This window comes from Legionella feeleii (assembly GCF_001467625.1).
Lineage (GTDB): Bacteria > Pseudomonadota > Gammaproteobacteria > Legionellales > Legionellaceae > Tatlockia > Tatlockia feeleii.
In genome coordinates this window covers 321613-346775 of the sequence record NZ_LNYB01000085.1, presented here as the reverse complement: position 1 = coordinate 346775, position 25163 = coordinate 321613, and the positions used below count along the sequence as shown (strand labels likewise).

Here is a 25163-nt window from a genome sequence, read left to right as displayed (position 1 = left end):
GAGAACTTGCATTATCCAGTTGTTGACAAGAAAAGCTAAGAAACGTTTTTTGTGAGGAATGATTCGTTAATCGATACGAGTTAACGAAAAAGACCGCACTAAAGAATGTTTTTGCGAGGGGTTTTTCGTTAATCAAGGCATGTTAATGAGAGAACGAAGGCGCATACGCCAGTATGTAACTGAGTGAGCGAGTTAAGATAACGCCGAGTAACGAAAAAAGCCGAAGCAAAAAAAAGGGGTCGTAGCTCAGCTGGGAGAGCACCTGCCTTGCACGCAGGGGGTCGGGAGTTCGATCCTCCCCGGCTCCACCAAACACTCGTTCATAAGATGATGCAGATTAAAGTGTTTTTTATTGAGAGCATTTCAATCTGGAACATCCAGGCGTTCATTAACAATATGGTAAAGAAATAGAGGTAACACAAGCGAATTAGTATTGTCTTTTGTTGTTATATGACTTTGAGGAGACTCAGGTTATATGGTCAAGAAGAGAAGCGCAAACGGTGGATGCCTAGGCAGTAAGAGGCGAAGAAGGACGTGGAATCCTGCGAAAAGCTTTGGTGAGCTGGAAACGAGCGCTGACCCAAAGATGTCCGAATGGGGGAACCCGGCTTTACGTGAGTAGAGTCATTCATGCCTGAATACATAGGGTATGAAAGCGAACTCGGGGAACTGAAACATCTAAGTACCCGAAGGAACAGAAATCAATTGAGATTCTCCTAGTAGCGGCGAGCGAACGGGGAGGAGCCTGGTGTGATTTATTTTTTATGCGAGTAGAAGAGTCTGGGAAGGCTTACCGAAGGGGGTGATAGTCCCGTATACGAAGCATGAAAGAGGAACTAAGCACACGAACAAGTAGGCCGGGACACGTGTAATCCTGGTTGAAGATGGGTGGACCATCATCCAAGGCTAAATACTACTTACTGACCGATAGTGAACCAGTACCGTGAGGGAAAGTTGAAAAGAACCCCGGAGAGGGGAGTGAAATAGACCCTGAAACCGTTTGCGTACAAGCAGTGGGAGCATGTTTTCGGACGTGTGACTGCGTACCTTTTGTATAATGGGTCAGCGAGTTACTTTCAGTGGCGAGGTTAACTGAATAAGGAAGCCGTAGAGAAATCGAGTCTGAATAGGGCGCGAGTCGCTGGGAGTAGACCCGAAACCGGGCGATCTAGCCATGTGCAGGATGAAGGTTGGGTAACACCAACTGGAGGTCCGAACCGGGTAATGTTGAAAAATTATCGGATGACGTGTGGCTAGGAGTGAAAGGCTAATCAAGCCCGGAGATAGCTGGTTCTCCCCGAAAGCTATTTAGGTAGCGCCTCGTGAATGATTACCGGGGGTAGAGCACTGTTTCGGCTAGGGGGCTGTCATGGCTTACCAAACCGATGCAAACTCCGAATACCGGCTAATTGAATCACGGGAGACACACGGCGGGTGCTAACGTCCGTCGTGAAGAGGGAAACAACCCAGACCGCCAGCTAAGGTCCCCAAGTTATGGTTAAGTGGGAAACGATGTGGGAAGGCACAGACAGCCAGGAGGTTGGCTTAGAAGCAGCCACCCTTTAAAGAAAGCGTAATAGCTCACTGGTCGAGTCGGCCTGCGCGGAAGATGTAACGGGGCTAAAACCATACACCGAAGCTGCGGATGTGTAGTAATACACGTGGTAGGGGAGCGTTCTGTAAGCTGATGAAGGTTCATTGAGAAGTGGGCTGGAGGTATCAGAAGTGCGAATGCTGACATGAGTAACGATAAAGAAGGTGAAAAACCTTCTCGCCGGAAGTCCCAGGTTTCCTGCACGACGTTAATCGGAGCAGGGTGAGTCGGCCCCTAAGGCGAGGCAGAAATGCGTAGTCGATGGGAACCAGGTTAATATTCCTGGACTTTTTATAAGTGGTGAAGTGGGGACGAAGAAGGCTAGATGAGCCGGGCGTTGGTTGTCCCGGTACTTGCATGTAGGCGGAGAGACTTGGCAAATCCGGTTTCTCGTTAACGCGGAGGTGCGAAGTGGTTCTGACCCTTCGGGGTGCAGAGAAGTCATTAATGCCAGGCTTCCAGGAAAAGCTGCTAGCCATAACTTATAGAAAACCGTACCGCAAACCGACACAGGTGGACAAGTAGAGAATACTAAGGCGCTTGAGAGAACTCGGGTGAAGGAACTAGGCAAAATGGTACCGTAACTTCGGGAGAAGGTACGCCCTTGCCGGTTAATTGTTTTACATAATGAAGCTGGTGAGGGCCGCAGAGACCAGGTGGCTGCGACTGTTTATTAAAAACACAGCACTCTGCAAATTCGTAAGAAGACGTATAGGGTGTGACGCCTGCCCGGTGCCGGAAGGTTAATTGATGGGGTCATCTTCGGAGAAGCTCTTGATCGAAGCCCCGGTAAACGGCGGCCGTAACTATAACGGTCCTAAGGTAGCGAAATTCCTTGTCGGGTAAGTTCCGACCTGCACGAATGGCGTAACGATGGCCACACTGTCTCCACCCGAGACTCAGTGAAATTGAAATCGCTGTGAAGATGCAGTGTACCCGCGGCTAGACGGAAAGACCCCGTGAACCTTTACTATAGTTTTGCACTGGACTTTGATGATAACTGTGTAGGATAGGTGGGAGGCTAGGAAGTGCAGACGCTAGTTTGCATGGAGCCAACCTTGAAATACCACCCTGTTATTATTGAGGTTCTAACTTGGGCCCATAATCTGGGTTGAGGACAGTGTATGATGGGTAGTTTGACTGGGGCGGTCTCCTCCCAAAGAGTAACGGAGGAGCACAAAGGTACCCTCGGTACGGTCGGACATCGTACCAAGAGTGTAAAGGCAAAAGGGTGCTTGACTGCGAGACTGACGGGTCGAGCAGGTACGAAAGTAGGTCTTAGTGATCCGGTGGTTCTGTATGGAAGGGCCATCGCTCAACGGATAAAAGGTACTCCGGGGATAACAGGCTGATACCGCCCAAGAGTTCATATCGACGGCGGTGTTTGGCACCTCGATGTCGGCTCATCACATCCTGGGGCTGAAGCAGGTCCCAAGGGTATGGCTGTTCGCCATTTAAAGTGGTACGCGAGCTGGGTTTAGAACGTCGTGAGACAGTTCGGTCCCTATCTGCCGTGGGCGTAGGAAAATTGAGAGGAGCTGCTCCTAGTACGAGAGGACCGGAGTGGACGAACCTCTGGTGTTCCGGTTGTGACGCCAGTCGCATTGCCGGGTAGCTAAGTTCGGACGGGATAACCGCTGAAAGCATCTAAGCGGGAAGCCTCCCTCAAGATGAGTTTTCCCATGAAGCCCGTTGAAGACTACGACGTTGATAGGCGAGGTGTGGAAGCGCAGTAATGCGTGAAGCTAACTCGTACTAATTGGCTGATTGTCTTGACCATATAACCTGAATTGCTTTGAGGTTATAGGCAAAAATGAAAGACAAATGCGTTTGTGTTACCTCATAATCTTTACCGGCCTGCTGGCTGAGCACTTAACCCTGCTTTATCCAGAACAGGCAAACCCGTTTTCCTGGCGACCATAGCGGTTTGGAACCACCTGACTCCATCTCGAACTCAGAAGTGAAACAAACCCGCGCCGATGATAGTGTGGAGTTTCTCCATGTGAAAGTAGGTCATCGCCAGGGCTTTTTTCCTAAGCGGCTAATCAGCCGCTTTTTTTTTGCAGATTAAAAAATTCTGTGTGAATTTTGACATAGCCATCCAAATTAAAATTTTTTTAGTAGTTAGTTATTTAATTTGTACATTTCATCGACAATAAATAATGATTTCTCAGTAGAATTCATGTTAATCTATCTGCGCTCGAGATAATGTTTTCTGCATTTTATGAACTGAGAGTTAGCTAGATATCAATGTTGTAGTATTAATTACCATTTTACGGGGAAGTAGAGTAGCATGTTAGTCGGCCGCGTTCAGGAATTTATTAATGCTCTAGAAAGTATTAAAGATAAACTAAGTGAGGATGATAAGGCTCTTCTTAAAGATTTCCAAGAAAAATATTCTGGACAGATTGATCCTAAAGCCGAAGAGGGCACCAGTGATCCACTAGATCCTATGGAGCCAGATAGCCCCTTAAGTGAGGATGACCTTGCGTGGATTAGGGGGTGTTTTGCAAGACGGTGGAAAAATATAGCTGACAAAGAGGATGATTATACTTTTTACCCCGGAGGGGTGAACACAGCCTGGATCTCGTTTGCTAAAGATTTAGCGGCTGAATTGAAGATACCTTATTTGTTACTATTAATTCCAACGCTAAAAAATCAAGTGGACCCCGATAAACTGTCTCGCTTGGAGCAAGCGCCTGATACTCGGGCAATTTTTCTCAGTGATGATGGTATTTGGCATAGAGTTTTGGGGCTCTTAGAGCATTTGCAACATGGCAAAGGGCAATTAGCTACCTATGACATGGCCAAACAGTTTAGGCCCCGAGCGTTGACCCTCAGTGAATTGTATCGAATTCGTTGTAAGAGAGGAGAGGATCTAGCCTTTCAACTTAAAAACGAAAATTATTCCAGCTTTTGGAATTACGTACTTCGCCTGATAGCCCCTAATTGGCAAAGACGTGGCGATTGCCCTACCCATCTACTACCCAGTCTCCTTGATATTATTGAAAGCTATTATGAAGCAGCTGGCAAGGAACCGAAGGATTTTACAGAATTTCAAAAATGTCTAAAAAATTTTAGTATAGCCCTCAGTGCTTGTTCCTTAGAAGATATTAATCATTTGTATGGAATACCAATTGATTTAGGAGATAAAAAAAGACGTTACTTGATTGAAATTCTGCTTGATTGCATGCAGAACACCGAGGATTTGCATGGTAAGCTGGCTGCCGTGGCGAAATGGCTTTGTCAATTTGACCCCACCCTGGTCGGCAAGCATGAGAAACTGCAACCGCTTTATAGCTCTTTGAAAATTGGAAGCTACTTTGATGCGGGCCAATTGTGTGAATTGCTTCAAGCGTTAGAGCTAAATGAAACTGATCCACTGAAACCCGAGATAGATCAGTTAGTACAGCGTCTTCGTGTTGAAGATGAGATTAAACCTGAGATAATTGAGCAGATAAAACAAATTTATGCTTTACGTTGGAAAAGTATCATCGATACACCAAATGATTATACCCGTAGACAAGATAGGCCCAACCGCAGTTGGATATATTTAGCCCGCCATTTAGCAAGTGCCGGGTACATAGACCCTAACTATTATAAGTTGCTAATCCCAACGTTGAAGTCGGATAAGGATCTGGTTACTCAAGAGCTATTTACAATTTATCCCTTATCTCATCTTATTCTTTCTGATAATGGGACGAAGTTAATACTTGCCCAACATCTTATTGATCATCATAAAGCGAACGGAACTTTCTATCAGTGTAGTGAGCATCCTCCATGCCCATTGACCCAAAAGGAATTAGCGCGTTTAGGTTTTGCAGCTCCTCGCTATATGGATTATTTTGTTCGCGTAGTGGAGACAGAACCAGAGCCTGGTATCAGCGTTAAAACTGTCGAGGCAATCAGAGAGTTAGTTAATGGTACTTTAAATCCAGTGGGACTATTGCTTGGCTATGATATTAGTGCAACTCAACTCGATACAGCTGATAAAGCTTATGCAAAATTTCTTGAGTATATCGCAGGATTAGAGCAGACAGAGTTGGATAGACTATTTAAACAACGAATTTCTTTTCGTACAAAACGCCTTTCCGTTGCAACAATTCTACAAAAGATTCAGCATAAATTCGATGATGATGATCGAGGCTGTATCGCAGTTTATGGACAATATTTGCTGCAATTGGTTTTAGATTATAATCCGCAAGCTGAGTTTCGCAAAGAAATAGAAAAAGACGAGAAGATTGAAATGGATTCTTTGCGCCGTGTTTCAGCCAAAAAAGTTTATCGGGAATATGATGAGATAGATGAGCAAGAAGCGACTCGACGATTGTCAATTATTTTGGTGTCATTAATGACGCATGGCTTTAGCTATTTACCGTTTACAAGTACTTCTCTACGGATCTGGGATAAATCTAACAATATCCCTGATTCTACTTGCATCGATTTATTTAATACCCTTGCTGCCTTCCTTGAAAAGGGAGATGTAAAACAGAGTCGTTTTACTTATGCCTCGGTTATGCAGAATATTGTAAAGAAAGCGGCTGCGGCAAATGATTTTCTTACCTCATGGACACGATATAATGACACATTGGAATGGTGGAAGAGTATAGAGAATCAATCAATCTTTGCCAAAGAGAATAACACTTGCTTTGAGCCAGAACAATTGTTTACAGTACTCTGGTCGTTACTATCAAAAAGACAATTTAAGTCAAGGCTGTTAATTGAGAATTTCCTTGAGCAAATCGTGCAAACTTCCTTACAGCCCAAAAATCCCCAGTTAAAATGGGCTCGTATTAATATTGAATTTAATAAGCTATTAGGTAATGTCGCTTTACCTGTTGAAGATAGGGCCAAGATGCTGGAGGAATTAAGAAAGGAATCTGCTCCTGTTAGTTCTGAGCAATTTTTAAAAGTAAATCGGGAGTTTTTGATACACCGTCTGGCTAGCTGTGGAGCGCGAGAAGGCTGTAAAAGGAGGATTGGATTATTTGGTGCTAATCCAGGGGCTTTTAAATTGTTTTACAATGAGTTAACTGAAAAACTTAAAGAAGAAATGTTTATAGGCGGCATAAAAAACCTGGTGGGCATTTTACAGAAAAAAGTTGAAAAGTTAGCTGTCAGTAAATTGCAATCCGATAGCATGTTAGAGTATTTGCAAAAATTAAGTACAACTATAATTTCACAACCCTCTGCAGAGAAAGGAATAATAGCAGAAGATGAGCATGTTGATTTGGAGCTCGCTTTGGCTTAAGGGCCCATTAACATCGCTACTATTTTGGTACTTAGACTTAGGCCTTGATTTTCTGTACTTCGTTGCTCGAATATCAAGGCTTACTACTCAGTTGGTGAAATATAAACGGCACCTGGTTGACTGGCTCATTGCCTGCTTAAATTATTTAGCAAATTGCACAGTAATTTTAACAAAGCTTTCGTAGCGTTTTTGTGTTATTTCTCCTGCATCAAGTGCCGCTTTAATTGCACAGCCCGGTGTATCTTTGTGATTACAATTGCGAAATTTGCATTGAGTAATTAGAGGCTGGAACTCGCGATAACCTTGAGTAATCTCGCTAATGGGCATATGCCAAAGGCCAAATTCACGTACACCAGGAGAGTCAATTAGGGCGCCGCCGCTAGGTAAATGATAGAGACGTGAATTGCTTGTTGTGTGACAACCCAATTCTGAACTCGCTGAAATTTCTGCAGTTTGAATGTTATTTTCGTGTGGTAAAAGCCCGGCAATAAGAGAGGATTTACCTACACCTGATTGTCCAACAAAGACACTGGTATGATGTTGAAGTGTTTTTTTCAATAACTCATAACCCTGAGTATCCGATTTACTAGTAAACACAATGGGATAGCCAAGTGGTTTATAGCAAGTCAATAGTTCTTGCTGAATAGTTTCGCAGGGGAGATCGATTTTGTTTAAAACAATACAAACCTCTAAGGCTAAATGTTCAGCCATAATCAGGTAACTATCCAATAGAGGCCATGTTAGTTCGGGTTTCGCTGCGGTAACAACAATGACTTGACTGATATTAGCAGCAACTGGTTTGAATAGTCCTCGTTTGTCCGGGCGACCCAGCGTGGATTGACGTGGATAACGGCTTACAACCACACCTTGATCATGGCCCTCAACTTGCCAGATGATACGATCACCGGCAACTAAAGAATCTAAATTAGGACGAATAGAGCAATGGATACGATGTCCCTGACTATCTTCGATTTCAGCATGGCGGCCAAAACGGGAAAGGACTAAACCCTCTTTGCCTGGCATATCAGTTTTTTGACGATACTCGGCTTGCATTTTTTCAATGCGCGCTGCTTGTTGTTTGTTAATTCGTCTTTTACTCATGCTTTAAACATAGTCTATAATTGTCAGGATCTTAAACATGTACAGTATGAAGGCAAACAGATATTAATGAAAGTTTATTTAGTGGGAGGGGCTGTTCGTGACCAATTATTGGGATATCCAGTTAAAGAACGTGATTGGGTTATTGTTGGAGCGACTCCAGAACAATTGAAGCAACAAGGTTATCAGCAAGTAGGTAAGGATTTTCCAGTTTTTCTCCATCCTACAACCCGTGAAGAATATGCTTTGGCTCGAACAGAACGAAAATCGGCTCCTGGGTATTATGGTTTCGAGTGTAATTTTTCACAGACTGTTACTTTGGAAGAGGACTTGCAGCGACGAGATTTGACAATTAATGCGATGGCACAAGATAAAAGTGGCCAGCTAATTGATCCTTATCATGGGCAAGCTGATTTAGAGGCAAAACTTTTAAGACATGTTTCACCCGCTTTCGCGGAAGATCCGGTTAGGGTTTTGAGAGTAGCTCGTTTTGCGGCTCGTTACCATCATTTAGGCTTTAAAGTGGCGAATGATACGCGTGCTCTGATGTATGCAATGGTAAGGCGTGGTGAATTGGGTCATTTAGTTGCCGAGCGTGTTTGGCAAGAGTGGTCACGCAGTTTAACGGAAAAAAATCCAGAACTATTTATTACAACTTTAAGGGCATGTGCTGCGTTAAAAATAGTATTACCAGAGGTAGATGCACTTTTTGGCGTACCTAATAGGAGGGATTACCATCCTGAGGTCGATAGCGGTGTACATACCTTGATGGTATTGAGTGCTGCCGTTGAACTATCGAGTGAGCCGATGGTGCGTTTCGCAGCTGTTATGCATGATTTAGGGAAAGCCATAACTCCTATGGCTGAATGGCCAAAACACCATCGACATGAGGAACGGGGGATTCCAATTATTGAAGACTTGTGCGAACGTTTGCGAATGCCTGCGGATTACCGTAAATTTGCGGTCATGGTATCGCGCTTTCATTTAACTATTCATCGTCTATTTGAGTTGAACGCGAAAACAATAATTAAAATTTTTGAGCAGACGGATGCTTTTCGCCGCCCTCAACTTTTTGAGAAATTATTGCTTGTCTGTGAAGCTGATGCTCAGGGTTGTGGCCGAAAAATTGATTATAAGCAAGGGAAAAACTGGCGTTACTTATTGCAAGAGTGCAGTAAAATTTCTGCTCAAAGTTTGATTGAGCAGGGATATCACGGAGAGGCCATTAAAGAGGCGTTACATCAACGGCGAGTTGCCTGCGCCGATTTAATTTTGAATTCTTGGAAAAACACATGAAAAACAATAATAATCTGATTTGGATAGACTTAGAAATGACCGGCCTTGAGCCAGAAAAGGATCGCATCATTGAAATAGCTACTATTGTCACTGATGCGAATCTTACTATTCTAGCAGAAGGCCCTGTTCTCGCTATTCATCAGGCTCCTTCTTTAATTGCAGGGATGGACGAATGGAATACTAAACAACACAACCAATCAGGGTTGGTTAAACGAGTACAGGAGACTAGAACGACAGAAGCTGAGGCAGAAGCACAAACAATCGCTTTCCTTAAACAATACTTGGATAAGGGTAAGTCTCCTATGTGCGGCAACAGTATTTGCCAAGATAGACGGTTTTTATATAAATACATGCCTGCGTTGGCAGCCTTTTTCCATTATCGCAATCTTGATGTGAGTACCTTAAAAGAGTTAGTTAAGCGTTGGCGACCGCAATTATTAAGTGGTGTTGTGAAAGAATCAAAGCATTTGGCACTTGATGACATTAAGGATTCAATTGCTGAACTTGTCTATTATCGTGAGCATTTTATTAATTTATCGAGTAGTAATCATGATCAATCGTGAACAATTAGTTCTTCCTAATGGTGCTGACAAATTATTATTGCACTCCTGCTGTGCGCCCTGTTCGGGTGAAGTGATGGAGGCTTTGTTATTTTCAAAAATTAATTTTTCTATTTTTTTCTATAATCCCAATATTCATCCTGTGCAGGAATATGAAATTAGAAAAGAAGAGAATATTCAGTTTGCAAAGAAACATAATATTCCTTTTATTGATGCGGATTATGATAAGGACAATTGGTTTGCAAGGATTAAGGGGCTTGAATGGGAGCCTGAGCGGGGAAAACGGTGTACCGCTTGTTTTGATATGCGTTTCGAACGTACGGCCCTTTATGCTCATGAGCATGGATTTCCGGTGATAAGTAGCTCGCTTGGTATTTCTCGTTGGAAGGACATGGAACAAATTAATGGCGCAGGAACTCGCGCTGCCAGCCGTTATCCTCATCTCGAATACTGGACTTATAATTGGCGAAAAAATGGCGGCTCGGAAAGAATGTACGAAATAGCCAAGCGCGAAAATTTTTATAAACAAGAATATTGTGGTTGTGTTTATTCTTTACGAGATACAAATGCCTGGCGTAAGCAAAATAGTCGTGAGCGGATTAAAATTGGAATAAATTATTATACTAATCAAGACGATAATTCTTCAGTAGAACCAGCAGAAAATTAAAGGAGCAGCTATGATTTTTCATCAGCATGACGATGAGAAAGAGGGGCATTCGCATGAGCACTCGCATGGCCATCATCATGGTGCTCCACATTTTAATCGTGCTTTTTTGATCGCTATTATTGCCAATGGATTATTTGTTATTTTCCAGATTATTTTTTCTTATATCGCTAATTCAACGAGTTTATTAGCAGATGCCATTCACAATCTTGGTGATGTGCTAAGTTTAATTTTAGCCTGGGTAGCCCACGGATTATTGAAGCGTATGCCGACGGCTTCTACAACATATGGGATGAAGAAAACATCAATATTAGCTGCACTGGCGAATGGCGTACTATTAGTCTTTACCTGTGGAATCATTGCTACGGAGGCGATGTATAAGTTGTTTTCACCTACTGAAATACAGGCACTCTCAGTGATGATTGTGGCTGGTATAGGTATCGTCGTTAACGGAGCAACGGCGTTACTGTTTTTACGTGGGGCTGATGATTTAAACATTCGTGCGGCTTTCTTGCATTTATTTTACGATGCTTTAATTTCTGTGGGCGTAGTGGTGTCAGCAGCTATTCTTTATTGGACCAATTGGTTATGGATAGATCCGATCGTAGGTTTGCTGATTGCTTTGTTTATTATCAAAGGTACATGGTCCCTTTTTAGCGATAGTTTTCGTCTGATTATTGATGGGGTTCCGCGAGGGATCTCTTGGTCGAGTGTTCGCGAATCATTGCAGGCGGAGGCTGGAGTGGTTGAAGTACATGATCTACATATCTGGGCAATAAGTACACAAGAGAATGCCTTATCTGTGCATCTTTTTATGCCTGAATTGCCATTAAGTGATGAAGCACGGCAAAAGTTGGTGTGTATGCTGAAAGAAAAACACAATATTCACCATGCAACGATTCAAGTTGAACGTAGCTTACGTTTTTGTGAAGATGCCTGTACTCCAACGTTGCGTTAATAGTTTTTAGGCATTTAAGGAAAGGATTGTTATGGACAGTACCTATGTCAAGACAACGGAAGTAGGTCTTGTTTTCACCAAACAGTTTTTTCAATTTTGTTTGCGGAAACAGCTCAATGATCCGACTTTAATTATTCATGAAGCAGACTATGCACCTTCTGCCAGTGAAAAAATGGCGCTTGCACTAAAACACCCTAAACGTGGTTCTCATCCCATTGGTGTACAACGCTATAATCTTTTATTCGAAAGCCAGGGTAAGCAGCAGCAAATTGTTGTTATCGCAAAATCGAAGATCAGTGAAGAAGATTATTTAAAAGCAATAAGCGTTGCCTTTTTTCAATGTGGGATTCGTACTACACATCCGGTATATGATTATTTGTCTCAGTTGGAATTTGCCTATGTTAATCGTAAGGAGGCAGCTATCTATGCGATGCAACATGCTTATCCAGCTTTTCAACAATACTTACCGTTCTCTTACGGAACTTATGTCAGCGGAAATGGTGATGCCTGTGTGCTTGTTTTGCAGTATCTTGACGAAGAATGGTTATCGTTAGATCCCTTTAATGTAGTGAAGTGGAATCAGCAGGCTATTGAAAGCCTTAGTGCAGCACTCGCCAAGATGCATGCAGTTTGGTATCAAAAAGAAGCAGAATTGATGAAAATCCCTGGTTTTGGAAATAGGCTGGATGCGGCAAAGATGCAGCAGTTTATGCCTTATTGGTTAGCTTTGGCCGATGCTGTAAAACGAGCTCAACTACCCTTTTTACAGGTTGAGGATTATGCTTTTCATGCTCGGCTAATACAAGAAATTCCGATTTGGCGCGCGCAAATCGATACGATGAAAAAGACCTTGGTACAAAATGACTGCGTTCCTAAAAATGTAGCCTTTAGTGAAAATCATAGACAAATCTATGTCTATGATTGGGAAATTGCAACGATTCATTTACCCCAACGAGATGCTGTAGAGTTTTTATCTTATGTTTTACCTGCCAATTTTGATGCTAAATTATTGCTACATTATCTTGACCAACATCGGTTGCAATTAGCTGAAGCAACTAAGACGAGAATTGCTGAAGAAGAATGGCAACTTGGCTTTAAATATTGCCTGTACGATTTTTTAATTCAACGTGTATTACCTCAATTGGTTTTTGAAAAATTGGAGGCGCGTAATATAGCGAACGTTTACGCGAATGTTAGGAAGATGATAGCGCTATTATCTTAATCACAGGGAGAGAATAATGACACAGGTACATGTGATTCTACCCGGTTATAATACGACAGTATTAAATGAGGAGATGTTGCAGCCTTATCAAAGTAGTGAGTTGCAATTGAGTATTCGCTATGTCGACATGGAGGTCGATGCTATGCGCCATGAGTTTGATATGGCGCTAATCGCTCCTGGGCTGATTGCTGAGGTTCTTGCGGCTGAAAAAGAGAAAGCCGATGCAATTGTTATCGATCTGATGGCTGATATAGCCTTGCGCGCGCTACGCGAAGCGGTTTCTATTCCTGTAGTTAGTCTTCCTCAAACAACCATGCATGTTGCAGCAATGATGGGCAATAAATTTGCCATCATAAACACTACAGAGGAATTAACACCCATCCAGGAAAATTTAGCTAGAGTTTATGGGCTGCATGATAGGCTAGCCTGTATACAAGGCGTGCAGCTCGATCCGAATACGGATTATCGCTCAGAGGCTACCATTAGTGCGTTAGTAGAGCAGTGCTATGATGCGGTCACTAGCAAGCAAGCTGATGTACTGATTTTTGGCTCTGGACGGCTTATTGCTTATCGTGATGCTATTAATCAACGTTTAAAGCGTAAAGGGATTAATATCCCTATTATTGAGCCTCTGCCTACAGGGATATATTTTGCTAAGTTTCTTGCTGATGCCGGAATAGCTCAAAGTAAGCGTGTTTATAACTCCCCTGCCGAAAATAATTTAAAAAGATATGGCAAAGTTTTAGCTGCCTATACCAAAGGGTGCTAAATTTTTTGATATATTGATATCTGCGATATTCCAATCGGCTATATCAATCTTTTATAAAGGCGGGAATAGACAGGCAATCCCAAGCGTTAATTTCTAGCGAGCTCTTGCGGTACTTTTACCATCCTAAAACGAGTGCTTAGGACGTTGATGCAAAGCCCGGTAATAACGAGTAGTCCTGCAGTTAGTTTCCAAAGTTGGAAGGGTTCTCCCAAAATTAAGACAGAACTTAATATGCCTACGACTGGTACTAACAAAGTGAATGGGACAATAGCGCCAATAGCATAACGACTTAATAACCAGTTCCATACCCCATAACCGATCCAGGTTGAGATATAGACAATGTAGAACAATGAGCTAAGGCCCAGCCCGGTTAAATGTTGATAGCTATAAATAAGTTTGTCCGGTCCTTCAACCAAGAGAGCGAGGATTAGCATGGGGACGAAGGCAACAAAACTTCCCCAAATAACAAGAGCCATCATATTAATATCTTTGATTTTTTTGGTAATAAGATTGCCTAATCCCCAAGTTGCAGCTGCAGCAAGAATAAACAAAAAGCCTAGGAGTGAGATATTTTTATCGACATGCATTGCAACTAAACCGATACCCATGAACGAAACTAAAGCGCCTCCAATTTGCCACAGACCGGGTTGCTCACCTAACAAAGCTGCTGCAAAGAACATGCTAAAAAATACTTGTACTTGAATAATTAGCGAAGCCATACCGGGTGTCATACCCACATTCATTCCTATAAAGAGTAAGGCAAATTGTAAAGCAAACATAACCAGGCCGTATAAAGCAACTAGTCTGAAAGGTATGGCCGGTGGTTTTATAAAGAAAATGGCTGGAACACTGGCTAACAGGAATCGCAGTGCGCAAAGAAAAAGTGGTGAAATTTCTACAAGAGCTAATTTCACGAAAAGAAAATTCACGCCCCAAATTATAGCAACTAAAAGGGCCAGTAACAGATGAGCAATAGGCATTTTAATTCACATCAATTTTTAATAATACCTTAGTTTAGTAGAAAAAATTTTAATTGGGTCGAGAAGAAATCTCTTATCTCTTGAAAGTGATACGGTATTTTTCTGAAAATAGAGTAAGAAAAAACTTTTTTCCGCATAAAATTTTACAGTTAGTTTTTATTTTGTCAAAAAATTTCAAAAATAGCTTATAAAAGCAATTCACCCAATTAGCTGGTTCTTGTTACTAACTCCCCATCTGTTTTTCTGTTGATCGCAAGCGCTAATCCTTGTCGATAAGATGAGCAAGCGCCACTCTGGTCATTCAGCTTTTCCAATAATTTACCCAATTCAGCATAAGCTTCCGCTGTTGGGCTAAGTTCGAGACTTTTTTCAAAATAATTCTTTGCCTTTCCCCATAAATGACTGTTGAGGCTTAGACGCCCAAGACAAAGATAGAGTGCTGCAGAGTGGGGTGCTTTTTTGAGTAAAGACTCAGCAAAAGCTAATTGTTGATCATCGCCTTTCACCTGCCCATAAAGAGAAATAAGTTCTTCATGATACTCTTTGCGCAAACAGCGGCGTAAAATTGACTCTGCTTGCATCTGGTCATTCTGCGTCAATAAAAACTGGCAATATTCGGCCATTAATACAGGGTCATTGGCTAGTGCTTTGGGTAGAGATGCTATCATTTTTGTCAGAGCTTCAACTTGCGAATACTTGGCAAGTTCAGAGATAGACTGCAAGTAAGTTTGTTTTCTTAGGATTTCAAAGGCTTGGCCAGTAATAACCTGATTTTTCTTTAATTCAGGTAAAAGTGCAATTAATTGCGGCCAGTCCTTAACCTCTTGATAGAGATGCATCAGCAATTTCAGCACATAGGGGTGGTGGGGCGCCATATCTTGTAAATGGCGTAGTGTCGCTAAGGCTTGTTCCCATTGTTTGTTAGCAAGCTGTAATTGAGCCTGGGTTAATTCGACTGCTATTTTAGCTTCAGGCATCGATTGTTGGGCTTCCCGAAGATAATCATCGCGTAATTGATTATCTCCCATCTCCTGTGCGGCACGAGCTGCAGTGAGATAATTAAGCAATGGGGAGTCAGTATCCGGTAAGGCTTTGATTAAATGATTTTTGGCTTGCGCCCAATAGCCCTCACTGAACTCGATTAATCCTTGTCTTGTTTTAGCCCGTGCTTTTTGTACCCGACGTTTTGTTTGCCAATGACGGAAAGCAGCAGGACCTTTACCGAGTTTAGCCATTACCAACAGGATTGCATGAAATAAAACAAAGCTAATAATCAAGGCTAAAATGGCAACTAAAAGGGTCGTTTCAACTGTCCAATGATTAATGGCAACAAGTAGGTAGCCAGGATCGCGACTAAGCTGAATACCGAGGTATACGGACGCGAGTAAGAGCAGGAAAATCATTAACACGCGAATCATTGTATATTTTCTCCTTCCGATACAGCGGCCTTGGTGGTTTGAGAGTTGGATTCAATCAGCTGATTTAGCAAAGGCAGCGATTCTTTAATGACGGGTTTAGTTGGGGCAAGGTTTTCTTGGGATAAGTCTTGCAATTTTTTGATTAGGGCTTGTGTACTCTCAGCGCTTTCATCAAAGGTACGTTTCACATCTTTTATGGCTTGAGTTAACGCCAATTGATATACTTGGGCATTGTTTTGCAATATCGCCCATTGCGCCTCTTGTAAATTGAGGCGAATACTTTCGCGTAATACTGCCTGATGGACAGGAGACAGCAAAGAATTAATCTCTTCATCGTGATGACGAACAACCACCAGCTTTTCAAGTAAACTCATACTGTCGTGAAATCTTTCTCGCCAGGTAGTAGGGGACGAGTTGTCGATGTTTTTTGTATGCGCTGTAGAAGCTTGATTAAATGCTTGTTTGATTGGTAAATCGGAAATAATACTCTGTGCGGCATCCAGTTGGCTTAAGAGGCCTGCTGTATCAATTTTGGGAAGTGCTTGTAACTGGGTAATTTCTCGTGCAATCGCTTGCCGTACGGTAAATAGTTGGTGATTAGATACAGTTGCTAACAGGGTATCTGCCTGTTGCAGCAGTGCAATAGTAGCCTGTTGGTCATTGCTCCAGTGACCATTAATCTGTGCCAGCTCTAAATAATAACGTGCTTTTAATAAAACCCAATCTTGTTTTTGGTAAAGGCGTTGCTGCATGGCAATATGCAAGTTTTTGCTTAATTCTTGTACCTGTGTTTGTATTTTTTCTTGTGTTTGACTACTGGTTTGTGCTGCTTCAGCAAAATGAGTTTTTGCTTCTAATTGATTTCGTTTTAACTCATTGATTTCACTATTTAGCATTTGAGTTTGTTGACTGGCCGTTTGATGTAGTTGTTGGCTGGTATAAGCAGCATATAAACCACTAGCGAGAGCAATGCCTGCCATGATCAAACTCAAAACCGGGACAAAGGAAGCAGTTGTTTTAGCCGGTTTCTCTTCAATTTTATTAATTGGGGGCTGAATGGAGTGATTTATTTTATCATTATGGGTGGTGGTTGTTTTAGGCGCTGTTTTTGAAGTTTTATTCTGCGCTTCATTGCTGTTGGCCATGAATTAATCCTTGATTGTATTGGTGCAATGTTTTTAAGATTGTTTCCGGGCTGCTTATCAGAATAGTTTTTATTCCTAATAATGATGCTGATTTTGCCAAGCGTTCACTGATAACCAGGCAAGGTTTGCTACAAAGCCAAGCACGGGCGCCCTCACCAAACAAGGCAAAAATATTATGCATCGCTTGCTGGCTTGTAAACAGTATAATATCGACAACGTCATTGTGCCACAATGAATATAAATGTTGCTGATTAATCTCGGGTTTTACTCGTTTATAAACATCAAAACTATAGATCTCTGCCCCGCGGCTCTTTAGGGTTTCTGCAATTAATGGTCTGCCGCCTTCTCCTTTGAATAACAGAATCTTCTTCTTACTGACCGTTTGTAGTTCAGCAAGTGCCAAGAGATGTTCGCTGTCTGCATGAGAAGGAATTAGATGAATAGGAAAACCATATTTCTTTAAGGCAGAAGCAGTTCCTTGTCCGACAGCGATTAACTTCACTGTAGCAGGCCAGGCAATTCGTTGTTGTTCCAGGGTGGTGAAGCAATGTTCGACAGCATTAGCACTAATGAAGATGGCATACTCAGCTGCCGCTAAATTGGGTAAGGAGGATAGCCAATGCTGGTTATTTGCTTCAATTTTTAAAGCGGGGCATTCAATGGCTATCCCTCCCGCATCAATAATGGCGCGACTCAACTCGTTTGCTTGCCCAAGAGGCCGAGTATTGAGAACACGTAAATTATGCAAAGAATACGTCATGATGAGAGGGAAAGAAGTTTACCTGCTCCCTTAGCCAATAAGGCTTTTGCACAGGTATCAGCTATAGCGATTGCTTGTGATTGTGGGCCAGATTGACGGTCTTGAATGACTGTTTGGCCATCTATAGTTAAGACTTTGGCACGTAAAAGCAATTGTTGATTAGATTGCACAGTGCAAAAAACAGCCAAGGGGACGTGGCAATTACCACCTAGTAAGGCATTAACGTGGCGTTCGCTGTATACGCAAAGTGCTGAAAGTGGATCATTAAGCGGCGTCAAAAGTTTTTTTATGTCGCTATCTTCAGCACGGCATTCTATTCCTAGAGCGCCTTGGCCACAGGCTGGCAACATAAGCTCATCACTTAAAATCTCGGTAATTGACGTTTGCATCTCCATGCGCTCAAGACCTGCTACTGCCAGGATAATGGCGTCATATTCCCCCTCTTCCAATTTGTTTAAACGGGTATTGATATTGCCTCGTAATACCTTTATTTCCAAATCAGAACGAAGCGCTAAAAGCTGTGATTGGCGACGCAGACTAGATGTACCAATGACGCTGCCTGCGGGTAACTCTTGTAGTCTCTTATGTCGTTTTGCAATAAAAGCATCCAGTGGGTTATGCCGTTTACAAATGGTTGCGAGAGCGAGCCCTTCAGGGAATGTTGCCGGCACATCCTTCATCGAGTGAACGGCAATATCAGCTTCCCCAGCTAAGAGTGCTTCTTCAAGCTCTTTAACAAAGAGGCCTTTACCGCCGGTAACCAGTAATTTGTCTTTCAAAAATTTATCACCCGACGTTACCATTGGGACGAGCTCTATCTCGAGTAGTGGCCAATACTGCTTAAGTAGACTAGCGATATGATTGGCCTGCCATAAAGCCAAGGGACTCTTTCTTGTCGCAATACGTAAAGTTTCAATAGCCATACTGATTTACAAATAAAGAATAATGAAAAAGCATAATATCATTCTTCCCATAAGATTAATGCAGGAGTTATTTACATTTCCATTAGCTTGGGGATTATGGTTTGATTTTCGAGCCATAGTTACTCAAGTTAGCGACATCTGATAGCCCGTGGTATCTTGACATTGGTTCCCTAGTGTTCAATTCTGAATTTATTTTAAGGGCAATGCATGCAGCGATGAAAAATTTGAAAAAAATAGTGAACTATCTTGATCAATCGATGCAGCGTAGTTTATTTAATGCTGCACACCAGTTGATCGCCGTAGGAGCAATTGCTTTTTTTGGGTTCCCATTGTTTTACTGGATTTGGACCGTATGGTTTCCACAGCCCTATGAAACCTTGGGGTTACGTCTAGTAGGCAGTTTACTGGGCTTGGGTTTAATGTTGACTCCCTATTGGCCAGCAGCAAGCAAACCCTATATGCCCTGGTATTGGTTTTTGACGATTCTTTATACGCTATCCTTTTTTTTTGCTTATTCATTTTTAATGAATCATGCTAATGCCATCTCGGCAATGTCTTTATTATGCAGCGTATTTTTGCTGGTCTTGCTAGTTGATTTATTCAGTCTTTCGGTGCTGTTGGTTTTGGGATGGGGGCTTGCCTTGGTTTGTTATTACTTTATGTCGCCGGAGCTCTATTTTGGTGAAGAACATATTGAAATGACCTTGGTATTACTCTTTGTAATTATTGTTGGTTCAACAGTAAATTATAAAACCGCTATGTTACAACAGCAGCGATTGGCTGGTATGGCCGCAGCGGCTGGCATGATCGCCCATGAATTACGAACGCCCTTGTTAGGCATTAAAAGTGGTGCAAAAGCCCTGACTTATTATATGCCTCAATTATTTCAAGCTTATCATGTTGCCAAAGAACAAGAGTTGTTGACTACTACGATCCGGGAAATGAGGTTACAACAATTAGAGGATGTGGGTGAGCGTATAATTAACGAAATTGATTATGCCAATACAATTATAGATATGTTGCTGGTTAAGGCCGGCCGAGAAAACTCCTTACAGAATTGTACATTAGAACCTTGCTCAATGGCTGATTGCCTAACCGAAGCGATGGCAAGATACCCTTTTAAATCAAATCATGAGCGTTCATTAATAACTTGGCAGGGGGACTTTGTTTTTACCGGTTCAAAATTATTGATGCAACATGTACTTTTTAACCTCCTCAAGAATGCCTTGTATGTCATTGCAACTACGCAAAAAGGAGATATTTTTATATGGACCGAGACGGGCGATAAAGTAAATACCCTTTTTTTTAAGGATTCGGCCAAAGGGATGTCTTCACAACAACTTGCTCGTTTGTTTAACCATTTTTATACAACAACTTTTATGGGTACAGGAATAGGGTTATCTTTTTGCAAGTTGGTTATGAATCGTTTTGGTGGTGATATTCGCTGTGAGGCACAAGAAGGGAAATATACACAATTTGCTTTAACTTTCCCTGCACTGCCATAGAGGGATGTTGTAGTTAAAGTTAGTCATAATGACTAATTTAATATCTAATTTTTGTTTTGGGAAAACAAGACAATTGTGTTAGCTTATATGCAAGTTGTAATCCTTATTCTTGTTTCACCAGAATGGTTAAGGGTTTTGCCGGCACTGAAAAACAGGATGATTTAGGACTTACAGTGTACTAAGAGCGTTTGCTCAGGAGGAGCTATGCCACCGTTCTCGATCCCTACCTGCTATTTTCCAAGCACCGCATTGTTTATTGATGATAGTCGCGATTTTTTACTGAATTTTGTGTTGCAGTTGGATGAAGGCTTAGCCTATCGAGTGTTTGATTCTCCCTTTGACGCCCTGGACTGTATTTACAAAAAAAGGTGTGAATTAGATTTGTTAAGTCAGCGCTGTTTGAGTGAATATACGGAGGCTAAAAATTGCCCTCTGACAAACCATACAGTGAATTTGGATTTGGCCGCTATTCATGCTGAAATATACAATTCTCGTCGTTTCTCGGAAATTTCAGTAGTAGTCGTTGATTATGCGATGCCCGAAATGGACGGAGTGGAATTCTGCCGCCGTATTGAGAATACTAATATCAAAAAAATTCTTTTAACGGGGCAGGCTGATGAGAAGCTTGCGATAGAGGCTTTCAATGAAGGTTTAATCGATCGTTATATTCAAAAAAGTGATCCAAATGTCGCAGAGTTAATCACTAAAAGTATTTATGATTTACAGTTGCACTATTTTCAAGCCATGTCGGATATAGTCGTGAGGATGCTGTCAGTTACTTCCCCAAGTTGTTTACATGATAAAAAATTTGCCGATTTTTTTCGCCAACTTCGTCAGGAGAAAGGAGCTGTTGAATATTATCTAGCTGATAATTCAGGCAGTTTCTTATTGCTTGATGATGATGCTAATGTAAGCTTCCTCATTGTTAAAAATGAGTCAGACATGCGGTTACACTATGATTTAGCATTAGATAATGGTGCCAGTGAGGAGGTCTTGGATCAATTGGCAACAGGTGAAAAGATTCCTTGTTTTTGGCAGGCAAATACTCAAGCACCACAATGGGATGACTGGTCGACTTGTTTGGTGCCAGCTCAGCGCTTTGTTTCAAATGAAGTTTATTTTTACGCCTATGTACAAGGTCCGGTATTGTTTGATGTGCGACAGGAGAAAGTTCTATCTTATCATTCTCATTTAGAAGAACTTGATGCTGAAGAGTTACTTTCAGTATAAAAATTTTAAATTAAATCCTGGAAGCCCGTAAAAAGCGGCAAGTCTCGCTCTTCTCTATTTAATTGCAGTAAGCAATCTACCACTTTGGCTAGCTGTTCTGGCTGATGATTAGCGCTGACTGATAAGCGAATCAATGCTTTATTTTTTGGGGTTGCTGGAGCACAAAAGACTGCTCCGTGAATATCTGCTTCTTCAAGTTTATTACGCAGCCAAATTGTATTTGCTTCGCTGCCAGTAATAAGTGGAATGATTTGTGAATTGCTGCCCCCTAAATTAAACCCATTTTTTAGCAAGGCGTTACGTAAAAATGCTGCGTTATCATGCAACTTCGCTCTCCGCCATTTTTCTTTAGCGATAATGGCAAGTGAGGCGTTAAAACCTGCCAAATCGTGTGGGGCTAGTGCGGAACTAAAAATAGTGGGTAAGGCAGTGTAGCGAACCAGTTCGATCAAATTCCGATTTGCAACGATAACACCTCCACGTCCTGATATTGCTTTGGCAAGACTTGCAGTAATTACATCAACCTGATTAGAAAGACCCAGTTCTGCAACCAGGCCGCTGCCATTGAGGCCATTTATCCCTAAAGAGTGAGACTCATCGACAACTAATAAGCAATCAAATTCTTTAGCAAGTCGTACATAGTCACCTAAGGGACTTAGCGTGCCCAGGGTGCTATAAATAGAGTCTACCGCAATGATTCCTGATCCATAACGCTCCAGGCGGTTACGCAGTGACTGTACCGAATTATGCCTAAAAGGGATTGGCCTTGCGTTTGCTGCCTTGGCACCCTCCCAAAAGGACATATGGGTGTAAAAATCGAGGTAAACCGGTAGATTACGTGAGGCTAGTGCTTGAATCAAACCCATATTAGCGCACCAACCTGATTGTGAGAGCAGGGCGGCGGGATAATTAGTTAAGGTCGCAAATTGTTGTTCGGAAGCAGTAAGCAAGCTGTCATCGCTTAAAAAAACGGGTGATTGCATGGAACCATTACCATGTTGCTGCATAGCCTGGATTTGAGCATTAATGAGTTGTGGATGATGACTAATACTTAAATAATCATTACTAGCGAGGCTTAAGGCGTTCACCGTGGGTATTTTGCCTTTTAGAATATGAGTGCCTTTCCAAGATTGCTGCACCCGTATTTTAAAATAGCGCTGCAGGACTGTATTGATAAACCCAGGGAATCCATCTTGTGTTTTTGGTAAAGCAGCTTTTTCAGTCTTAGGTGATGCATCTTGAGTATCGTATTTAGCCATCGACTATCGATTCCAATTATGTATTTGATTCTTAGTGCAAAATAACCGGATAAAGATTATGAGTATTCCCAGTAAGTTACAACAAGATCTTAGGGTACCGTCAATTTTTCCGTAGCTCTTTTGCTCTGACGATAGCATCTTGTCAATTTTTCCACTCGGCAATTTTTCTGATAACCAATCCAGATCCATATAGAACTACTCCGGTAAGCATAAGGCATAAAATACGAATAATTGTTGGTGTTGCCGAGGCATCGTAAATAAGCGCTTTTCCTGCGGCAAACCCTAAAACAAAGAGAGCCGATTTAGCCATCATTTTATCTTTCCGAAAATAAGCGATGCTCATCACACAAATAGCATAGAAAAGCCAGGAAGCGGAGACCGCAAGTGAATTATAGTCAGTGGTTAATTGATAAAGCCCTGAGATCGCGAGCAAATGCGCCAGCCCTAACAATAGATATCCATATTCTTCTTTGCGAGCAATACTGGCGCGCTGTTTTATTAGCAATACCCAAATGCTAAAAAAGGACGCTGTAGCCACAATGAACCAGGCAAGATTAAAATCAGCCATCAAATGAGCAAGCATTGCAAGGTACTCCATGGCTAAAATAATCAGCACTGCAACGGTAGGTATTAGAGAATAATGTGGTTTTTTCTTTGTTAAATGGTTCACTGGGAGCAAGGCACAGCCAAGTATTATTAATACAAAGAGCCAAGGACGGAGTTCTAGAGGTAAGAGTTCAAGATAGATTGAGTGAAAACAAACGACAGTAGTAAAAGCAACAATGACGGACTCGCTGTTAAGACTGGAAACCCATTTTTTGGCATAAAGGTACAACCCTATAAGTAGACCGGCAAAACCTAATGAGATCCAAGGTGCAAGTACGGGCTCAATTCGATCAATAAAATAATATTCCATGGCGTAAAATATAATCAGCACTGGAAAGAAACTCCAGGCCTCCTTTTCTGAGAGTTGCTGATTAGTGAGACGGGTATAAAAATAAGTTCCTACTGAGAAAATAATGAAATGCAGCGCCAGTATGAACGCAATCAATAGATCATTATTGAGATTAAATCCAACTAGTGAGGTAACCAGAATCGATAAATAGGCTGCAATCATAGTTAGAAGGCGTGATTGTACCCAGATTGAAATGGTTGCAAAGGTTAGTGAGCAGACGATGAAATAGTAAAGAGAAAAAACAGTTGTTACATGGAGGCCTAGAATACCTGGTGTTGTATAAGCACCAATGGCTGCGATAATTGCATAAATATCATGCTTAACCTTTATGTAAAGCCAAATACAGATTGATGAAATAAGAATGGTCATTGCCAAAGCTGTTTGAAATGAAGCCAGTGAATAAAGTCCATAGGCAGCAAAGACAGTGCAATAAAGAATAATAATACCGGCAGCGGGTAACAAACTGGCATATTTACGATCAGATTCCAAGAGTTGATAACCTGCACCAATCAAAGCAAAACCAAATAAGGCGGCAAGACCAATCTGTTTTTCTGCAGTTAACCAACCTGATTCAATGGAGAGTTTCAAAATAAACCCTGCTGCTAATACGAAACAAACTACGGCAATAAGGCCAAGCCAATTTCCTGGTTTAGCTGCCGGCAGCGATTCTTTAGGCTGTATAGGTGGTAGCGTTGGTTTTATCGTTGTCGCCTCGGCCCATGGAGATTCTGTGGTGTTACTTAAATGATTCTCAATAAGGGTCAGGCGCATTTCGATGGCGCATAATCGTTCTTCAAGTTTACTTAAATCGATCATCACGTTTTCCGAGGACTGGAATTTATAAATAGAGCATATTATTTCCTGCCTCTTTTTGCTAACCCCCTAATCTATTTATTTTTATTTAATCGATTCAAGCAACAGAAGAGAGAAGTGAGGCTGGCAAGGGGGCCAAAGATAGTAATTCAACCCGGGAAATAAATTCATTGTCCGGGTTGAACTCAGGTAATGGGCAATTATTTAACCAGTTATTATCTAATTGCAGAATCTTCCAGTATTTTTTTTGCCTGGTTGGCGCGATATTGTTGTATGAGAGTTCGGTATTGAGGGTATTTGTTACCAAGGATTGTGGTAGCCAAAACAGCAGAATTAATTGCACCAGCTTTTCCGACAGCAAGCGTGCCAACAGGAATTCCAGCAGGCATTTGGACAATTGATAAAAGAGCATCCAGGCCATTGGTAAATGTTGATGAAGGCATGGGAACGCCCAAGACTGGTAACAGGGTTTTGGCTGCAATAACACCTGGTAAATGCGCAGCCCCACCGGCAGCGGCAATAATCACTTCGATCCCATTTTGTTCAGCTGATTGAATGTAAGTAAATAGAGCATCAGGAGTACGATGTGCTGAAAGGACTCGCACTTCGTGAGGAACATCAAATTTTTCAAGCATGAGACTGGCTTCTTCCATAATTGACCAATCTGATTTTGATCCCATTAAAATAGATACTAGTGTTTTTGACATAATCATTCCTGGCTAGTTGTTATTCAATGCGCAATGCTACAAGAAATTAATACTAT

The 25163-nt window shown here is 41.9% G+C and carries 18 protein-coding genes, 1 tRNA gene and 2 rRNA genes; 12 read left to right on the top strand and 9 right to left on the bottom strand.

All coding sequences use genetic code 11. The features are described 5' to 3' along the window. Positions 1–235 precede the first annotated feature (235 nt). The 4 genes from Lfee_RS13910 to Lfee_RS13895 all read left to right on the top strand — a co-directional run bounded on the left by Lfee_RS13910 (position 236) and on the right by Lfee_RS13895 (position 6845). Positions 236–311, top strand: a tRNA-Ala gene (locus Lfee_RS13910). 166 nt (positions 312–477) lie between these two features. Further along, positions 478–3374, top strand: a 23S ribosomal RNA gene (locus Lfee_RS13905). Positions 3375–3503: 129 nt separating this feature from the next. Then, positions 3504–3619: ribosomal RNA gene (rrf, locus tag Lfee_RS13900) — 5S ribosomal RNA — on the top strand. A 268-nt stretch (positions 3620–3887) separates the two neighbouring features. After that, positions 3888–6845 carry a hypothetical protein gene (locus Lfee_RS13895; protein WP_058447593.1) on the top strand — a complete coding sequence of 986 codons (2958 nt, stop codon included), beginning with the start codon at positions 3888–3890 and terminating at the stop codon, positions 6843–6845. A 141-nt stretch (positions 6846–6986) separates the two neighbouring features. On the opposite strand, the gene rsgA is transcribed toward Lfee_RS13895, so the two are convergent. Next, a complete protein-coding gene (rsgA, locus tag Lfee_RS13890) occupies positions 6987–7946 on the bottom strand; it encodes a small ribosomal subunit biogenesis GTPase RsgA (protein ID WP_058447592.1) in 960 nt (319 codons plus the stop codon). A 66-nt stretch (positions 7947–8012) separates the two neighbouring features. On the opposite strand from rsgA, the gene Lfee_RS13885 reads away from it, so the two are divergent. Genes Lfee_RS13885 through Lfee_RS13860 form a run of 6 tightly spaced genes read left to right on the top strand, consistent with a single transcriptional unit; the run spans position 8013 to position 13412 of the window. Beyond that, positions 8013–9239, top strand: coding sequence for a multifunctional CCA addition/repair protein (locus Lfee_RS13885; RefSeq protein WP_058447591.1), 1227 nt, complete (start codon positions 8013–8015; stop codon positions 9237–9239). After that, complete coding sequence (gene orn / locus Lfee_RS13880; protein ID WP_058447590.1) at positions 9236–9802, top strand: oligoribonuclease; 567 nt, start codon at positions 9236–9238, stop codon at positions 9800–9802. The genes Lfee_RS13885 and orn overlap by 4 nt, the downstream gene beginning before the upstream one ends. After that, complete coding sequence (locus tag Lfee_RS13875; RefSeq protein ID WP_058447589.1) at positions 9789–10466, top strand: epoxyqueuosine reductase QueH; 678 nt, start codon at positions 9789–9791, stop codon at positions 10464–10466. Before orn ends, Lfee_RS13875 begins: the two co-directional genes overlap by 14 nt. 10 nt (positions 10467–10476) lie before the next feature. After that, positions 10477–11421: a cation diffusion facilitator family transporter gene (locus Lfee_RS13870; protein ID WP_058447588.1), complete on the top strand. Its 945-nt coding sequence runs from the start codon at positions 10477–10479 to the stop codon at positions 11419–11421. Between the two features lie 31 nt (positions 11422–11452). Continuing rightward, entirely contained in the window at positions 11453–12643 is a 1191-nt protein-coding gene (locus Lfee_RS13865; protein WP_058447587.1) for an aminoglycoside phosphotransferase family protein, read from the top strand. Between the two features lie 16 nt (positions 12644–12659). Continuing rightward, positions 12660–13412, top strand: a complete 753-nt coding sequence (locus Lfee_RS13860; RefSeq protein WP_058447586.1) for an aspartate/glutamate racemase family protein — start codon at positions 12660–12662, stop codon at positions 13410–13412. Positions 13413–13498: 86 nt separating this feature from the next. Here the strand turns inward: Lfee_RS13860 and Lfee_RS13855 are convergent, their stop codons facing one another. The 5 genes from Lfee_RS13855 to hemC all read right to left on the bottom strand — a co-directional run bounded on the left by Lfee_RS13855 (position 13499) and on the right by hemC (position 18638). Beyond that, positions 13499–14392: an EamA family transporter gene (locus Lfee_RS13855; RefSeq protein ID WP_058447585.1), complete on the bottom strand. Its 894-nt coding sequence runs from the start codon at positions 14390–14392 to the stop codon at positions 13499–13501. A gap of 206 nt (positions 14393–14598) precedes the next feature. Further along, on the bottom strand, positions 14599–15810 hold the full coding sequence (locus Lfee_RS13850) for a heme biosynthesis HemY N-terminal domain-containing protein (RefSeq protein ID WP_058447584.1): 1212 nt from the start codon (positions 15808–15810) through the stop codon (positions 14599–14601). Further along, entirely contained in the window at positions 15807–16955 is a 1149-nt protein-coding gene (locus tag Lfee_RS13845; RefSeq protein WP_058447583.1) for a uroporphyrinogen-III C-methyltransferase, read from the bottom strand. The genes Lfee_RS13850 and Lfee_RS13845 overlap by 4 nt, the downstream gene beginning before the upstream one ends. Then, positions 16939–17703: a uroporphyrinogen-III synthase gene (locus Lfee_RS13840; protein ID WP_238584938.1), complete on the bottom strand. Its 765-nt coding sequence runs from the start codon at positions 17701–17703 to the stop codon at positions 16939–16941. The genes Lfee_RS13845 and Lfee_RS13840 overlap by 17 nt, the downstream gene beginning before the upstream one ends. A gap of 8 nt (positions 17704–17711) precedes the next feature. Beyond that, positions 17712–18638 (bottom strand): hydroxymethylbilane synthase, encoded by a 927-nt coding sequence (gene hemC / locus Lfee_RS13835; RefSeq protein WP_058447581.1) that lies wholly within the window; start codon positions 18636–18638, stop codon positions 17712–17714. A 215-nt stretch (positions 18639–18853) separates the two neighbouring features. Here hemC and Lfee_RS13830 point away from each other — a divergent pair, with 215 nt between their 5' ends. Next, a complete protein-coding gene (locus tag Lfee_RS13830; protein WP_058448034.1) occupies positions 18854–20143 on the top strand; it encodes a sensor histidine kinase in 1290 nt (429 codons plus the stop codon). 204 nt (positions 20144–20347) lie between these two features. Beyond that, a complete protein-coding gene (locus Lfee_RS13825) occupies positions 20348–21373 on the top strand; it encodes a response regulator (RefSeq protein ID WP_058447580.1) in 1026 nt (341 codons plus the stop codon). A 5-nt stretch (positions 21374–21378) separates the two neighbouring features. Here Lfee_RS13825 and cqsA read toward each other — a convergent pair whose 3' ends face one another. The 3 genes from cqsA to purE all read right to left on the bottom strand — a co-directional run bounded on the left by cqsA (position 21379) and on the right by purE (position 25107). Then, positions 21379–22632 carry an alpha-hydroxyketone-type quorum-sensing autoinducer synthase gene (cqsA, locus tag Lfee_RS13820; RefSeq protein ID WP_058447579.1) on the bottom strand — a complete coding sequence of 418 codons (1254 nt, stop codon included), beginning with the start codon at positions 22630–22632 and terminating at the stop codon, positions 21379–21381. Positions 22633–22774: 142 nt separating this feature from the next. Further along, a complete protein-coding gene (locus Lfee_RS13815) occupies positions 22775–24403 on the bottom strand; it encodes a DUF2339 domain-containing protein (RefSeq protein ID WP_058447578.1) in 1629 nt (542 codons plus the stop codon). Between the two features lie 212 nt (positions 24404–24615). Continuing rightward, positions 24616–25107, bottom strand: a complete 492-nt coding sequence (purE, locus tag Lfee_RS13810) for a 5-(carboxyamino)imidazole ribonucleotide mutase (RefSeq protein WP_058447577.1) — start codon at positions 25105–25107, stop codon at positions 24616–24618. Positions 25108–25163 lie beyond the last annotated feature (56 nt).